General features: G+C 53.4%; 12 protein-coding genes. 6 read left to right on the forward strand and 6 right to left on the reverse strand.

What is annotated here, in order from left to right:
• Positions 1-1722 carry a DUF4153 domain-containing protein gene (locus WFK59_RS12335; protein WP_336755907.1) on the reverse strand — a complete coding sequence of 574 codons (1722 nt, stop codon included), beginning with the start codon at positions 1720-1722 and terminating at the stop codon, positions 1-3.
• Between the two features lie 945 nt (positions 1723-2667).
• Here WFK59_RS12335 and WFK59_RS12340 point away from each other — a divergent pair.
• Complete coding sequence (locus tag WFK59_RS12340; RefSeq protein ID WP_336755908.1) at positions 2668-3681, forward strand: HNH endonuclease; 1014 nt, start codon at positions 2668-2670, stop codon at positions 3679-3681.
• Positions 3681-4355 carry a class I SAM-dependent methyltransferase gene (locus WFK59_RS12345; protein WP_336755986.1) on the forward strand — a complete coding sequence of 225 codons (675 nt, stop codon included), beginning with the start codon at positions 3681-3683 and terminating at the stop codon, positions 4353-4355. The genes WFK59_RS12340 and WFK59_RS12345 overlap by 1 nt, the downstream gene beginning before the upstream one ends.
• Before the next feature lie 378 nt (positions 4356-4733).
• Here the strand turns inward: WFK59_RS12345 and WFK59_RS12350 are convergent, their stop codons facing one another.
• Together WFK59_RS12350 and WFK59_RS12355 are read right to left on the reverse strand one after the other, a co-directional pair.
• Positions 4734-5762 (reverse strand): YsnF/AvaK domain-containing protein, encoded by a 1029-nt coding sequence (locus WFK59_RS12350; RefSeq protein ID WP_336755909.1) that lies wholly within the window; start codon positions 5760-5762, stop codon positions 4734-4736.
• Positions 5763-5790: 28 nt separating this feature from the next.
• Entirely contained in the window at positions 5791-6186 is a 396-nt protein-coding gene (locus WFK59_RS12355; RefSeq protein WP_233985412.1) for a DUF2382 domain-containing protein, read from the reverse strand.
• 560 nt (positions 6187-6746) lie between these two features.
• Here WFK59_RS12355 and WFK59_RS12360 point away from each other — a divergent pair.
• From WFK59_RS12360 to WFK59_RS12370, 3 genes are all read left to right on the forward strand, one after another.
• Positions 6747-7268, forward strand: coding sequence for a DUF2501 domain-containing protein (locus WFK59_RS12360; protein ID WP_336755910.1), 522 nt, complete (start codon positions 6747-6749; stop codon positions 7266-7268).
• 156 nt (positions 7269-7424) lie between these two features.
• A complete protein-coding gene (locus WFK59_RS12365) occupies positions 7425-8060 on the forward strand; it encodes a hypothetical protein (protein WP_233985414.1) in 636 nt (211 codons plus the stop codon).
• 21 nt (positions 8061-8081) lie between these two features.
• Positions 8082-8750, forward strand: coding sequence for a MarC family NAAT transporter (locus WFK59_RS12370; protein ID WP_233985415.1), 669 nt, complete (start codon positions 8082-8084; stop codon positions 8748-8750).
• A gap of 58 nt (positions 8751-8808) precedes the next feature.
• On the opposite strand, the gene WFK59_RS12375 is transcribed toward WFK59_RS12370, so the two are convergent.
• From WFK59_RS12375 to WFK59_RS12385, 3 genes are read right to left on the reverse strand one after another with little or no spacing between them, the layout of a single operon-like run.
• On the reverse strand, positions 8809-10071 hold the full coding sequence (locus tag WFK59_RS12375) for a c-type cytochrome (protein ID WP_336755911.1): 1263 nt from the start codon (positions 10069-10071) through the stop codon (positions 8809-8811).
• 4 nt (positions 10072-10075) lie between these two features.
• The gene (locus tag WFK59_RS12380; RefSeq protein ID WP_233985417.1) at positions 10076-11845 is read right to left on the reverse strand and encodes a GMC family oxidoreductase; all 1770 of its coding nucleotides are present in this window, start codon (positions 11843-11845) and stop codon (positions 10076-10078) included.
• A 37-nt stretch (positions 11846-11882) separates the two neighbouring features.
• Positions 11883-12611: a gluconate 2-dehydrogenase subunit 3 family protein gene (locus WFK59_RS12385; RefSeq protein ID WP_233985418.1), complete on the reverse strand. Its 729-nt coding sequence runs from the start codon at positions 12609-12611 to the stop codon at positions 11883-11885.
• Between the two features lie 703 nt (positions 12612-13314).
• Between WFK59_RS12385 and WFK59_RS12390 the strand changes: the two genes are divergently transcribed.
• Complete coding sequence (locus WFK59_RS12390; RefSeq protein ID WP_336755912.1) at positions 13315-14886, forward strand: ABC transporter substrate-binding protein; 1572 nt, start codon at positions 13315-13317, stop codon at positions 14884-14886.
• Positions 14887-14906: the final 20 nt, after the last annotated feature.

A 14906-nucleotide genomic window follows, 5' to 3' on the forward strand; every position in this document is an offset into this window, starting at 1 on the left:
CTATTGGCCTTCATGGTTAAAGTACTGCACCGGATAACGCTGACCGTTGATATCCAGATCGCGCCAGGGCTTGATCGCCGTTTTTGGCATAGCTTCACGGAGAGTCTTATCCATATTTTCCGGCAGCGTTACGTTACCAATCTGTTGCCAGTCAATCCCCTGTCGGGCATAGATCGCGATCTCCGGCTGGTTACGGCTATAGAGCAGGACTTCAGCCGAGCCGTCGTTATTGAGATCCTGCATCCAGACCAGGCAGGAATCGCTATCCACCAGGCAGACGCTGATGGATGGCGCGACATACTTCGCCAGGGACTGCCACCAGCTTCGTGGCGGCGCTTCGCTGCCGGCTCGCAGCGGGATGCTGCGCTGAAGGTCGCTAATAGTTGGGTTAGCATTAGTGGCGTCGCGCTCTGCCAGCAGTTGCATCAGCAAGGCTTTTTGCCGGACAGGCTCGCGGAGCCACTGCGGATGACGGCTTACCTTCTGCAAGGCTTGTTTCCCCCGGCGTCCTGCATCACTGAACAAATAGAGATCCATGACATCCACTGTTGCTTTACCCTGCTCAAAACGCGCCAGCTGATTTTTCACCACAATGCGCCACGGATCGGCTATCGGCGTATGCAGTAAAAACCAGCCGCTGGCCGTCAGAGTCAGCATCAGCAGGATAAAAGCGTTCATGCTGCCCGCACCCTGTGACCAGCCACGGCGCTGGGACCATAACAGCAGCAGCGAGCCCGTCACCGCAAGCAGTGCAATCATAGCGGCGTAGATCCGCTCCACTGTCCAGCCATATTCCGCGACGCGCAGCCACAGCGCCCATAACGCCAGCCCGGCCAACAGCGGGGTCAGAGCCTGCGCAACCAGCACCAGACGCGCAATAGTACGCTGCCCGCGCGACAGGTCAGACGCGCTTTCGCCAGCGATGGCGCTGAATGCCTGCATCAGCAGCGTCATGGTCAACAACAGCGTAGTCGCTGAAAACGCTTTGGGGATGATAGCCAGCCCGGTAAAGGGTAAGCAGGCCAGAAACAGCAATAAGGCGACCGCGTGCAAAGGCAGCAGTACGTTTACAGCCCGCGTAACCAGATGCCGGCACAAACCGGCAGCACCCGGCAGGCGTCGGCAAAACACAATACCCGTAGCGATTACCGCGCCGGTCGCTATCGGCGGAAAAAAACGGTTATCAAAGAAAATCTGCTCAAACAGCGTGATGCCAATGATGCTGAAAAGATGGCTCCACAGCATCAATACCAGCCAGAACAGTCCGGTCATCACGCTGGTGACCGCAAGGGTAAAGGTGTTATGCCACAGCGCTTCGGTGACAGCTCTGCTCCACGCTGTTCCGCCTTGCTGTTGCTGCGATTTATTGCACAAGGCGACCAGCATTGGCATAACCAGACTGAGCATAAATATCACTGCGCAGATATTTTTAAAGTGAAATTCGCCCAGCGGCAGCGTGGGGAAATTCCAGCGATACCATCCCGTCATTAAGGCAGTGACCGGCAATGTCAGTAAGGCGCAGAGCCAGGGCTTAAGGTCGCGCAGGTGATAAAGCGTGAAGGCCAGTATGCTGGCCATCGTCATCGAGAGCGGCGGCAGATACAATGAATAACGATGGTGCAGGTTAAAACCATCCGGCAAAGCCCAAAACAACCCGGCGATCATGCCGATAACGATAATGGCCCATTTTGTACGCTGCGGAAAAACGTCCTTTTGTAGCATAGCTATTCCTTGCTGTTGAGTTAGAGTGAAATAAGTCATAAAGTCGCATTACGATACGACATTATTGATTATAAATGCCGCTAACTGGTCGCGGTTATTTGGCCGATTGTCTTTTTTCCACCCTGATGCTGGCTTTTTTCTCACGCGCACGTGACTTGAGAATTCTTCGCAGGCGGAAGCCAGTTTCATCAGGTGAAGATCGGCAAACTACGCTGAGAAGCATGGGGCAAAATTATTAACATCACTACCGTGACAGCTATGATGCTGATTAAAACATGGGATCTATCCTGTCCGAATAACAGGACCAGAGCCAACACAACATGTAGGGCAACGACCCTGCTGATTTTAGTGCTGTCTTCTGCCATTTGTGTAATGGCTTCCGGCAAATTACTACAGGCCGTTAAATCCGGATGATAGATCTTTTTTACGATCTGTATATTTCTCTGAAAGAGAAAGTAACATTTAGGGGTAAATTTATTACTGACTATTTTTCCGAATAACCGCTTTATTCCTCCATGGATTCATACCTTTTAAAATCCCTGTTCTTTTTATAGATTGCTCATCCGTCTGATAGCAGGGTAATAATAGTGGCTGCGAGCAATTGAAACCAGTTGAATTTTATAACATCTGGCATGACTTGCTGCTTATAAGCTCGTCGCATAAATGAAATCGCTAATAATCAGACAGAGAAACGGCAATCCTTTTTCCTGTGCTTTCCTCCTCTGTTTTTCTCTTAGGCTATTAATGTCTGGATCGTCGTTCAGCGCATCCCTGCCCTTATCCAGTGTGAAGACTATTTCGCGATCGTGACCGCTGCTGACGATAAACATTTTGCCGTTGAGAAGGATCGGCCACCTGTCGAGCTTTACGGTTTACATTCAGCTGCATTTGTTATGTGATCCTGTTACGTTATTTTTCGAGCTGTCTCGCAAAACAGGATGCTGCATGCGCTTTTACCAGGCCGATCCCCGCCTTGAAAACTACTGGCGCGGCGTTATTCTTTTTGGCAAAAACGTCGCTTCCTATAAATTTGCCCTTGCCCATGCGCTGTACGACCTGAAGCAGTCGGACAACGATCTGATTACGCTGGAAGCGCTGGCCGTGCCTTTTGTGCGGCATTTATGCGACCACCTACGCCATGCACCAAAGCAGATCACCAGCAAAAGCAGTGAGTTTCTGGAGGCATGTAGCCAATTCAACGCAGGCGAAATCAACGAAGAACAGTTGATTACCATTACCGTTAAGCGCGGTTTTGCTAACGTCATTGATGCTTTTCATAATGTGAATTACGCCGAGATCGACAAACGCTTTTTCCTGGATGAACGGCGAAGCCATAAAGGCATCCGGCTAACAGATAACTTTTATCAGCTGACGGAAAAGGAACAGTTTGTCAGTCTGGTAGCTGAAACGGAGGCAAGATGGCGACTGGTAGAACAAGCCTGGGCGATGAACGTTTCACGTAACCTGATTGCCGTTGATTATGACGATAATGATAAGATGCTTTTCAGCCGTCAGAGCGGTCGCCGCGTCAACATTACCAGTTGTCGCAGCAGCCTGAACGGCTATCAGAAAGGCCTGTGCTTTTATTGTTTCCGGCCAATAAACGTGACTGGTGGCGAAGAAAACCTGGCGGATGTCGATCACTTTCTGCCGCTGATGCTCAGCGAGCACATCGGCAACCTCAACGGCGTCTGGAATCTGGTGCTGGCCTGCCAGACCTGTAATCGTGGCGCTCAGGGCAAGTTTGCGCGTATTCCTTCGATATCGCTGCTTCAGCGCCTGCACGATCGGAACGAATACTTTATTAACAGCCATCTGCCATTACGAGAGACGTTAATCCGCCAGACCGGCAGTACTCCGCAGCAGCGGCACAGTTTCCTGCAAAATACCTGGAGTACGGCAAAATTTACTCTGCTCCACGAGTGGCAGCCAGCGGCACAGGGAGACAGCCTCTTTTGATAAACGAAGATTATTACCGCCAGAACGCACAGCGGTTTTTCACCGATACGGTAAGTGTGGATATGTCTGCCCTTTACCCACCTTTTATAAGCTGCCTGCCGCCGGGCGCGTGCATTCTTGATGCAGGCTGTGGTTCAGGTCGTGACGTCAACGCCTTTAGAGAAATGGGTTTTAACGTCGAAGCCTTTGATGCATCGGCGGAGCTGGTTTCGCTGGCCCGTCAATTAGCTGGAAACCCTGTAGAGCAGATGCGCTTTCAGGATGTTGATGCTGTCGAAAAATATCACGGTATCTGGTGCTGCGCATCGCTGCTGCATGTTTCCGAAGCTGAACTACCTGACGTTATGACAAAACTGGCCATAGCGTTGAAGCCTGGCGGCGTATGGTATCTCTCTTTTAAATATGGCTGCGGCGAACGAGAAAAGGACGGGCGCAGATTTACTGATATGGATCAGGCTGGATTGCAGAAACTGGTAGAAGGGGTGAATGATGTCGACGGTAAAATTTTGGCTAACAATACGTCGCAGATAAAAAATGAGGCTGGCTTAGAGGACGCAACGGGAAAAAAAATCGTTCTTGAAACTGAAAAAATCTGGCAGACCGGTGATTTACGTGTTGGACGCGGCAATGAGCTCTGGCTGAATGCAATGATCAGGAAAAAAATTATTGAGTAAGATGCTCTCTGGCTTATAAAAGCTCTGACTACAAACCTGAATATTAAAACCGCCTACTGACACTAAGTAAATCAACTGAACTCCCTGAGTCATAGTCGGTACGCGTCTTTAGACTGACTTTCTCGCCAGCATAATGTTCACCCTGGATAATGGACATTGATGGCGCTCGCTGCTGCCAGTAAAACGGCTGAAACTCCACCAGCCAGCCTGAACGCACTCACCGCCTGGCTGTTTTATGCTGAGACTAAGCACCCCGCTCTCAATCCCCGATCAACACCCCAAAACAAAAGAGCCAACCTCACGGTTGGCTCTTTTTGCATGCTCAGCATGGGGCATCAGCGATGCCCGTTAGCACTCATTGTTGACAGGATGAGCACCTCAATGCGAATGGTCGTAATCACGCTGTTTTAGCTTGTTCTCAACCTTGTCTTTCGCTTCGCTGGCTTTCTCACTCACCTTCTCAGTCAGGCCGGCTTTGTGGTCGCGCTCAGTAGCTACGCCTGGCGACTGCGTGCCTACACCTGCTGCGGTAGCGGGTTTAACCCCTGCTGCACCGGTTGGGGATAGTTCGTTATCCAGTCCGGCCCGCGCATGGTCGATGTCCACTTCCTGACGGCGCACCGTGTCATTAATGGTCTCGGTACGTTCACTGCCGTCAGTACGTACCACCACTTCTTCTTTCACATGGGTCGTTTTGTTAATTACCGGCTGCTCGTGGGTTTCAGCCACTTCGACGGTTTTCTCGGACCAGTCCACTTCACCTGCCAGTGCCGGTTCATTCACCGAACGGCGGAAGATGTCAGCGTGCTGCTCGTGCAGCGAGATATCTTCAGAGACCTGATCCGTCACGGTATAGCGGCGAACCCGGGTCGAACCTTCACTCACCAGACGCTTACCGACTTCAATCTGCTCTTCGGCCAAGCGCAGAATATCTTCTTCGCTCTCATCACCGGTCAGTGAGGTGCGTCGTGGCTCAACCTGTCGATCCTCAACCTGTCGATCGTTGATCTCACCCGCAAACTGCTTACCGGCGGTCGGATTAATACCTGCTGCAGGCGCGCCGTTCTCAACGGTGCTTTGCATCCGCGATGGCACATCAACCGAGTCATGCGAATGCAGAATAGTCATGGCACGCGCCAGCTTCTCTTCTTCGGTGCGCAGCGTCAGTACCACGCCGCCTTTATCCATCGCTCTGGTGTAAACATCCGCCTGCTCTTTATCGACGGTGTGGCCAAACAGGCGCTGCCAGATGCTCGGGTGCTTAATTGACTGGCCTTCCTGCTGCAAACGTTCTCCACTGATAAGACTGATGTCCCGATCAGAAAAGCCTGCTTTCACGAGATTTCTTTTCGCGGCCTCTGCCTGAATCGCAGAATCGAACAGTGTTACGATTTTTTCTTGTGCCATGATAGATTCCTCTCTTGTTAGCTGTTTATTACCGATCGTCGTCTCTCTCTACTTTCGCCTGCTGCTCACGTCGGGTAACCACATCCTGAAAAGGAACGCTCTCCTGCACTTTTCGGATGTGAATCTCCTCTTTAAGCACCAGTTTTCTGACTACTTCAATCTCTTCTTCTACTACCGGGACAATCAGTACACCGTTCTCTTCCCTGATTTCGGGCATCGTCTCGACGCGTTGTGCTTTCGCTACATGCTCAACCTCAACCTTCTCCCGGTTAAGCAGCGTACTGATTACCTCGTCATGCTCGGTTGTGGAACGGGTTACGCGGACATGTCCATCGACAACGGTTTGCTTTGTCAGCGCTATCTGCTCTTCCGCGAGTTTCAGCGTTACCTCAGCATCTTTATCGTGTTCTGGCTGCCCCGCCATATATTCGCTCCCGTTAAATCAATACCTTTAAATAATCGCCACAACTGCCTGACACAGTGATTAAGCATGAACACTCTCACGAATTTCGCAAGGCGGAATAAAAATTCATTGCGTAAAAATAGCGGAAAAATGAGTCATGACAGCGTTATTAAAATGCTGAAATGGCAGAGTATAACTTTAAGCAATAGATCAAAGAAAGCCATTAAAACAAAGAGTTAAGATCAAATAACTCTAACCAACAATCATAACTGCGCAAAAGCACTCACCTTAAAAATAAACATTTAAGCCCAGCGGTGAAATTTACCTTAACCAGGAATTATCCTGCGAAAGATAACAATGATATAAATGAATATTTAAAAATATTACAACCGATAAAATCATATTATCCTTCTGCGCCAGGCGAAGAAGTAAATAATCTACAAATTATCGAAAACGCTATTTAACCTGCGATTACAGAATATTCCCAAAGGCCTTGTTAATGGATAAATTCAGGAACTTTCTGCTCGCCAGTGGCTCTTAGCAAGGCTGAAGAGGCCATACAATTACAGACAGAGGTTGAGATGAAACAAGCACAACGCAGCGCGTGGGGATGGGGATTAGCGGCACTGTTGGTGGCGGGCAGTGCGTCAGCCGCCAGCTGGCAGGATCAACTGAGCAGTGCGGCATCGCAGTTCAGCCAGCAGAACAGCGGAACGAACTCCGGCACCACCACCGGGACCAGCCAGCAGAATGGCGGTCTGTCGCTCTCTTCCCTGACCGGGTTGCTGAACGGTGGTGACAAAGCGGTCAGCGCTAACAGCATGACCAACGCGGCGGGCGTGATGCAGTATTGCGTCGAGCACAACGTGGTGAAAAACAACGTGCAGTCGGTGAAAGATCAGGTGCTGAGCAAGCTCGGCCTGAACACCACCACCGCGCAGGAACAGAAAACTGACTACACCCAGGGCGTCGCGGGCCTGCTGAATACCGGCAACGGCCAGCAGCTCAACCTGCAGAGCCTGAGCAGCTCGCCGATGGGCGAGAAGCTGAAAACCAAAGCCTGTGACGTGGTGTTAAAACAGGGCAAAAACTTTATCTCCTGATAAAGCCGTCGCGCCGCTGACTCCCCTCTTGCATCGACAAAGCGGGGAGCATTGGCCGGTCCAGTCCTCGCTACATTTCACGCTGTGAACCCCGACACTCCCTTATCCGCACGTTGAGCGCTATAGTGTTGTTTTGATTTCTACAGGACAGCACGCATGAAAGGCATCAACATCGCACTTTACTTCGACCCCGATCGGATTCAGGCCTGCGTTCACGACCAGGACGACAGCTACTTCACCAAAAAATTCGAGTACGACGATGGCGTGATTGAAGAGATCTATCAGTGGCTGGATCAGTATGAGCCAAACCGAACTCACATCTGTCTGATTGAAAACGAAACCGCCGAGCTGCTGGCTGACGAACTGGTCGACAGCGGCTTCCGCGTCCACCAGATCACCATGCACCAGCTACTGAGCTGGTTCGCCTCCGAGCCACCGGCCACGCCAGACGGCACCCCGATGCGCGCCATGCTGCGCTTCCTGGAAGATGAACATCCGCGTGAATATGAATCACGCACGCCGCAAACCGAAGCGCTGATGGAGATGTTTGACGAGCTGGATGCGCTGGAGATGATCGATGATGCGGATGATGAAGATTCGCTGCCTGCCGACCTGCTGCGCGCGATGAAGAAACACAAAATCACCGCCAGCGCCGCCGCCCAGCGTCTGCTGCCGGACATCAACGAACGTATCCGTGAGCATCTGATGCAGTATCCGGAACTGATGACGCCCGAAATTCTGCAGGACTTCTTCCCGGAATTAATCGAAGCGCTGGAACGTCCGAAACACTAATCACTCACGGATGATTTTAACATGCTGGAGTTAATCAAAGCGGTCAGTCTGGGGCTGGTGGTGCTGTTGCCGCTCGCCAATCCGCTCACTACCGTGGCGCTGTTTCTTGGCCTCGCGGGTGACATGAACTTTGAGGAGCGCAACCGCCAGGCCAGACAGGCTTCCATCTACGTTTTCGCCATCATGCTGGTGGCGTGGTATGCCGGTAATGCGGTGCTGGATACCTTCGGCATCTCGATCCCTGGCCTGCGCATTGCCGGCGGGTTAATCGTGGCGTTTATCGGTTTTCGGATGCTGTTTCCGGCTAAGCCTGCCGGCCATTCTGTCGAAGCAAAGCAGAAACTGGATGAGCTGGAGGAAACCAAAGAGTCGGTGAATATCGCCTTTGTGCCACTGGCGATGCCAAGCACAGCCGGGCCGGGCACCATTGCGATGATCATCTCTTCCGCCTCGACGGTAAGAAGCGGCATCGATTTTCCGGTCTGGGTGGTGAATACCGCGCCGGTGCTGACCTTTCTGCTGGTGAGCCTGATTTTATGGATTTCGCTGCGCAGTTCGGGGGCGATCATGAGAATCGTGGGTAAAAGCGGCATTGAGGCGATTTCGCGCCTGATGGGATTTTTACTGGTCTGTATGGGCGTGCAGTTCGTGATCAACGGCGTGCTGGAAGTGGTGCGCACTTTCCACTAATCATCAATACACTGACTATTAATAAAGGGTGCCCGTGACCGGGCACCCTTTTCATCTGTTACTTCAGCGTTTTCCGCACTTCAGCAACCTGATCTTTACTCACTTCCGGTGCCTTGTTGCTCCAGCCCTGACGGATAAAGGTCGCCAGCTTCGCCACCTCTTCATCACTCAGACGCTGACCAAAGCCTGGCATCGCCAGTTTCGACGGCGCTTTCTCTGTCGATGGCTGCTGCGCACCGGCCAGGATGGTGTGGATTAATCCGGTTGGATCTTTGGCATTCACGATCGTCGCCTGATCCAGCTCCGGGAAGATCCCCGGTGCGCCTTTGCCGGTAACAAAGTGGCAGGCGCCACAGTTATCCAGATAGAGCCGCTCGCCTTCGCTCAGGTTCTTCGCCGCGGTCAGCTTCGCTTCGGTCGCCTGCTGCGCCTGGACGTTATAAGCCTGCAACGGCGGGTTACCGCCGAGGAATTTCAGGTAGGCGGCAATCGCTTTCAGGTCAGCGTCGGTCATGTGCGAACTGCTGTGCTCAATCACCGAGGTCATCTCGCCGCCCACCGCCGCTTTATCGTTGCGGCCGGTCTGCAGGTAATCCACGATTTCCTGCTCGCTCCAGCGCGGCAGTCCGCGCAGTGACGGCACATCCCAGTTATTCAGGCTACCGCCCGCCAGGAATTTGTCATCACCGCTATCCAGCGCTTTCTCGTTCATGCCCAGACCGCGCGGCGTATGGCAGCTGCCGCAGTGGCCCAGGCTTTCGACGATGTAAGCACCACGATTGATCTCGGCAGAGGCGCCGCCAATCGGCTGGAACGGTTTGTCCGAGGTGAACGCCCAGTTCCAGAAGCGCATGCCCCAGCGCTGGCTGAACGGGAAGCTCAGTTTGGTTTCCGGCGGCTGTTCCGCGCTCGGCTGTACGCCTTTCATAAAGTAGACGTACAGCGCGTGCATATCGGCATCGCTGATTTTGGCGTAATCCGGGTATGGCATTGCCGGATAGAGCCGCGATCCGTCCGGTAATACCCCTTTACGCACCGCATCAGAGAACTGCTGTTCGCTGTAGTTGCCGATGCCGTGGGTTTTATCCGGCGTGATGTTAGTGGAGAAGATAGTGCCGAGATTCGACTCAATCGCCAGCCCGCCCGAATAGTCCGGTTTGCCTGGTAATGAGTGGCACGCCATGCAATCGCCCAGCCGGGAGAGATATTCACCCTGCTTGATCAGTTGCGCCTCATCTTCAGCGTGCGCTGGCAGGGCAAAACCGCTGGCCAACAGCACTGCGTTGGCGAATAAAAAGGATGTCAGTTTCAGCTTATTCATGCGCTTATGCCTGTACCAGTGGGCCGGGATTTTTCAGATACTGATCTTTGATCGCCTGTGCCGCCATCAGCGTAATAGCGCCGATGGTGTCGGTCGGGTTCGCCTGGAAGTTCTGCGGGAAGGCGTTGCCGCCCGGCACAAAGACGTTATGCACGTCCCAGCTCTGCAGATACTTGTTCAGCGCCGAGGTTTTCGGGTTATCGCCCATCACCGCGCCGCCCACGTTGTGGGTAGAGACATACTTGGTCAGGTCAAAGTCCGCGCCCATCGGCAGGAAGCTCATGCTCATGCTGTCCGGGTTCAGCTCTTTAGCGATGTTACCGACGATGCCTTTCAGGTGCTGCTGCAGCTTGAGCTCATTCTCTTTCCAGTTAAAGGTCATGCGCAGCAGCGGCAGGCCACGATGATCGTTGTAGTTCGGATCGAGATCCAGATAGATATCGCGGTAAGACTGGCAGGTGGTGGTGATGCTGATCTTCATTGAATGACCGTACCACTCTTCCAGTCCCTCTTTGTAACCCAGACCCCAGGTTGGCGTGCCTTTTGGCAGCGCGGTGCTGATTGGCGTACCGGTCGCCTGGGAGCTGTGGATCTTCGCGCCGCCGAGGAAGCCGAGCGATGGGCCGTCGAAGTTGCCTGGCGAGATATCGTTAAACATCTGGCCGGTGGCGCCCGCGGTGGCGTACGGGTTGAAGTTTTTATCTTTGAAGAACAGGGTTGCGCCGCCGTTCGACAGGAAGGCGTAGTTACGTCCTACCACACCCTCTTCGGTGATCGGGTTATACGGCTTGCCGATGCCGGAGAGCAGCATCAGACGCACGTTGTAGAGCTGGAAGCTGCTCAGCACCACAATTTTGGCGGGCTGGAAGCACTCGTTGCCCTGTGCATCGATGTAGATCACCCCTTTCGCGGTTTTCTTATCATCGTTCAGCACCACTTTGATCACTTCCGCGTTCACTTCGTAAGAGAAGTTCGGCATCCGCTTCAGCGAATCCATGACCGCGGTTTGTGGCGAGGCTTTGGAGTAGTTGAGGCACGGATATTTACTGCAGTAGCCGCAGTAGTTGCACGGCGCGATCTGGTTGCCATACGGGTTTTTCCACGCGCGTGACACACAGGCGGACGGGTTCGGGAACGGATGGTAACCGAGCTTTTTCGCCACTTCCTTGAACATCACGTTGTTCAGCGTGTCATCCAGCGCCGGCAGCGGATAAGGCTCCGAACGCGGTCCTTCAAACGGATCGCCGCCTTCAAGAATCTGGCCGCGCAGGTTGCCGGTGTTACCCGACTGGCCGCAAATCAGTTCGAATTTGTAGTAGTAAGGCTCGATCTCTTCCCAGCTGAACGGGAAATCCATCACCCGCATATCATCCTGCAGAATGCCTGGCTTGTACGCCTCATCGACATAAGTCTTGAGTTTGATATCGGTAGGCGTTGGACGGATCAGTACCGCCGTCCAGTGCAGACCAGAACCGCCGACGCCGGTGCCGGGTGCAAACGCGCCCCATTTACGGGTTGGCAGCGCCGTCTGGCTGCTGTTGTAGCGAACGGTAACCGCCACTTCTGCCGGGGTGGCGAACACTTTGTTGCGCACCGCGTAGGCGTATTCATCCGCCGGTTTAGGGTAGGCGAACTCGTCGTAATCACGATCGCCGCCGCGCTCCAGCGCGCGCACTTCAAGTCCTGCCAGTGCCAGTTCGATGCTCATCAGCGAGCCGGCCCAGCCGAGGCCGCAGACAACGACGTCGACTTCTTTTTTAGTAACCTGTGCCATGATAATCCTGTTTCAAAACCCTGATTCGGAATGCGTCTTACGCGCGCTCGCCTTTAACACTGACCGGACCCAGCGGATACGGAACGTTGTGCTGTTTCACCCATTCGGTGAAGCTGGCACGCGCGCCCGGGAAGCCGATGGCGATCCAGGCTTTCATGCCTTTATTGCCGCCGTACATCGGGTCCGCGAGGTAACCGTGCTTGGTATCTGAAAGCAGCTGGCTGAAGAACTGAGACGCCTTGAGGTTGGGTTCGCCCAGCGCCGCAAAGTCGATGTCGTTTTTATTGACCTGGGTCAGCACCGCATCTTTCTCTTCCAGCGTCAGCGCATGAAACGCTTTCTGGTGAGTGTTCTGCGACCACTGATTAATCAGCCGGATAGCGGTCTGATACATCTGTTGTGGACGGAACGGGATCTGGTAGCCCATGGTGGCGGGCGCCTGAATATTGAACGGGCCCTGCAGGTAGATTTCGCTGCCAAACTCTTCGCTGTGCAGCTGCTGATCGATAAAGATCGGCACGTTGGTTTCCAGCGCGCCTGGCGCTTTACCTTTGCCGCCCGCCGGAATCAAACGATCGGTGGCCGCAAGGATAAACTGCCATTCATCGGCAGAGAAAAAGATGGGTTTATAGTCAGCTAATTCCGGGGCGGCCATCTCTGCAGCCTGGGCGGCAGTGATGCCTTTAAAGACCAGCTCACTTAATGGCAACGCCAGTAATGAGCCCAGCAAAAATTTACGCCTGGTGGTGGGTTTTTGTAACAGCATATCCGCACGACTCTCATCTGCTAAATACCCGACTGACAGGCTACGCAATCGTCAGGCTGGCAGCGCGAGCGGCTGGCAGATGGCCAGTCACTTCAGAGAATCAACGCGCACAGCACAGACGTCTGCAGAACCTACAGGGTGGGTATAATAATTTTTATGTGAATAACGGAACATATCGGTTAATAACCTGGCAATCTTAGGGATATAGATGTGTCTGAATGTAAAAATTGAATTTAAGATGTGTTTTAGTGAAAATTTATCATGGTGTTGCGTTGAGGTTACAGGCTGGTAAAAGTTTTAGAGCGAGGAAATTTATTCTAAAACCGCACAATCGTCGGGTAAAGGGCGGTTTTTACCGCGTATCGGCACACTATTATTTTCGGTCAGTCATCATCACGCAGAATAACCGATAAAAAAATATCATACTTCCATACAAGAGAATTATTCTTATTGGCAACATTATATTTACTTTGAGTGTCAGACAATCAGATAGCGCGCAAAATGTGATCGGTGGCGCGGAACCGGCGTTATTTAAATAATGCGCAAAATTCCGTCAGAATAATTACGGTCGGTCACTATCTTTATTTGTTCATTTGCCTGAATCACGCTGGTAATAATTGTGCAAAGCTCAGAACAAACCGGCATTTTGAGTTTTCTCCACGCCAGATAGAGTAGGTTAATCAACTACTCAGGATAACTCTTTATGCGTAAAACGCTTCTTTCACTGCTTACCGCCGTGGCGCTGGCTCACCCGGTGTTCGCCGCCACGCCCGCCGATACGCTGGTGATTGCGGTGCCACTCGATGGCATCATCAGTTTTGATCCGGCGGAAAGTTTCGAAACCATCAGTAGCAGCAGCCTGCGTAACATTTATCAAACACTGCTGGAGCCGAATCATCAGGACCCGCAGCAGTTATCGCCACTGGCGGCCAGCCGCTGGCAGCCGGGAAAAACTCCACACAGCCTGGTATTTGATCTCAATCCGCAGGCCCGTTTCGCCAGCGGCAATCCGCTGACATCCCAGGATGTAGTGTTTTCGTTAACCCGCGCGGTGAAACTCAATAAGGCACCCTCGTTCATCCTGGGTGAATTTGGCTGGACGCCCGACAACATCGACCAGCAGTTTACGGTGATTAACGACCACCAGCTTGAGCTGCGCTGGCCGGCACAAATCGGCAGCGATCTGGCACTGCGACTGCTCACCGCGCCCGTCGCCTCGCTGGTCGACAGCAAGCTGGCGCAACAGCATGCCGCAAACAACGACTACGGCAATGGCTGGCTGAAAACGCATTCCGCCGGCAGTGCCGCCTATGCCATCAAACAGTTTGTGCCGCTGCAGGCGCTGGTGCTGGAAGCCAATCCCAACAGCACGCAGCCGTCGCACCTGAAACGGGTGCTGCTGAAAGGGGTCGCCGAGCCAGGCACCCGTCGTCTGCTGATCCAGCAGGGTGATGTGGATGTTGCCTATCAGCTCGGGCCGGATCAGATCGCCGCCGTGAAAGGCACGAAAGATGTCCGGGTCGATGCCTTCCCTTCCAGCCTGATCTACTACCTCGGCTTTAACACCCAAAGCCCGCAGCAACCGGCGCTGGCTAACCCGGCATTGTGGCAGGCGGCGCGCTGGCTGGTCGATTATGACAGCCTGGCGAATCAGCTGTTAAAGGGGCAATACCGCATTCATCAGAGTTTCCTGCCGGACGGTTTTGATGGCGCGCTGAACAGCACGCCGTTCCATTACGATCTGAAAAAGGCGCAGTCGATTCTGCAACAGGCTGGCATCAAGCCTGGCACCCACATTGCCCTGACGGTGGTCAATCAGCCTCCTTACATCGATGTGGCGCAGGCGCTGCAGGCCAGCTTCGCCAAAGCGGAGGTGAATCTGGATATTCAGCCGGTGGCGGAATCGGAGCTGTGGAGCAAAATGCGCAGCCGCGATTTCCAGGCGATCTTCTCCTACTGGGGCGCGGACTACGTCGATCCCAACACCAACGCCAGCGCCTTTGCCTATAACGTGCCGGGCGGCGGCAAAACGCTGGCGTGGCGGGTCGGCTGGAGCATCCCTGAACTCAGCGCCGCCACCCGTGCCGCAGCCGGTGAGAGCGATGCGGTTAAACGTCGCAGCCGTTACCAGCAATTACAGACCCAGGTGCAGCAGTCATCACCCTTTGTCGTGATGCTGCAGGGCGCAACTCAGGTGGCGGTGCGTAGCAATATCCGCAACGTGCAGCAGGGGATCGGCGTCAGCCTGCTCAATTTCGAAGACGTGCAGAAGTAACCTGGCCCGTTGCTCTGCGG

Source organism: Pantoea sp. USHLN298 (assembly GCF_037149395.1).
Lineage (GTDB): Bacteria > Pseudomonadota > Gammaproteobacteria > Enterobacterales > Enterobacteriaceae > Pantoea > Pantoea astica.

What these genes read in the sequence shown, in the direction of transcription:
- WFK59_RS12335 (WP_336755907.1), bottom strand. Translation starts at nt 1,722, where the DNA reads ATGCTACAAAAGGACGTTTTTCCGCAGCGTACAAAATGGGCCATTATC.
- WFK59_RS12340 (WP_336755908.1), top strand. Translation starts at nt 2,668, where the DNA reads ATGCGCTTTTACCAGGCCGATCCCCGCCTTGAAAACTACTGGCGCGGC.
- WFK59_RS12350 (WP_336755909.1), bottom strand. Translation starts at nt 5,762, where the DNA reads ATGGCACAAGAAAAAATCGTAACACTGTTCGATTCTGCGATTCAGGCA.
- WFK59_RS12355 (WP_233985412.1), bottom strand. Translation starts at nt 6,186, where the DNA reads ATGGCGGGGCAGCCAGAACACGATAAAGATGCTGAGGTAACGCTGAAA.
- WFK59_RS12360 (WP_336755910.1), top strand. Translation starts at nt 6,747, where the DNA reads ATGAAACAAGCACAACGCAGCGCGTGGGGATGGGGATTAGCGGCACTG.
- WFK59_RS12365 (WP_233985414.1), top strand. Translation starts at nt 7,425, where the DNA reads ATGAAAGGCATCAACATCGCACTTTACTTCGACCCCGATCGGATTCAG.
- WFK59_RS12370 (WP_233985415.1), top strand. Translation starts at nt 8,082, where the DNA reads ATGCTGGAGTTAATCAAAGCGGTCAGTCTGGGGCTGGTGGTGCTGTTG.
- WFK59_RS12375 (WP_336755911.1), bottom strand. Translation starts at nt 10,071, where the DNA reads ATGAATAAGCTGAAACTGACATCCTTTTTATTCGCCAACGCAGTGCTG.
- WFK59_RS12380 (WP_233985417.1), bottom strand. Translation starts at nt 11,845, where the DNA reads ATGGCACAGGTTACTAAAAAAGAAGTCGACGTCGTTGTCTGCGGCCTC.
- WFK59_RS12385 (WP_233985418.1), bottom strand. Translation starts at nt 12,611, where the DNA reads ATGCTGTTACAAAAACCCACCACCAGGCGTAAATTTTTGCTGGGCTCA.
- WFK59_RS12390 (WP_336755912.1), top strand. Translation starts at nt 13,315, where the DNA reads ATGCGTAAAACGCTTCTTTCACTGCTTACCGCCGTGGCGCTGGCTCAC.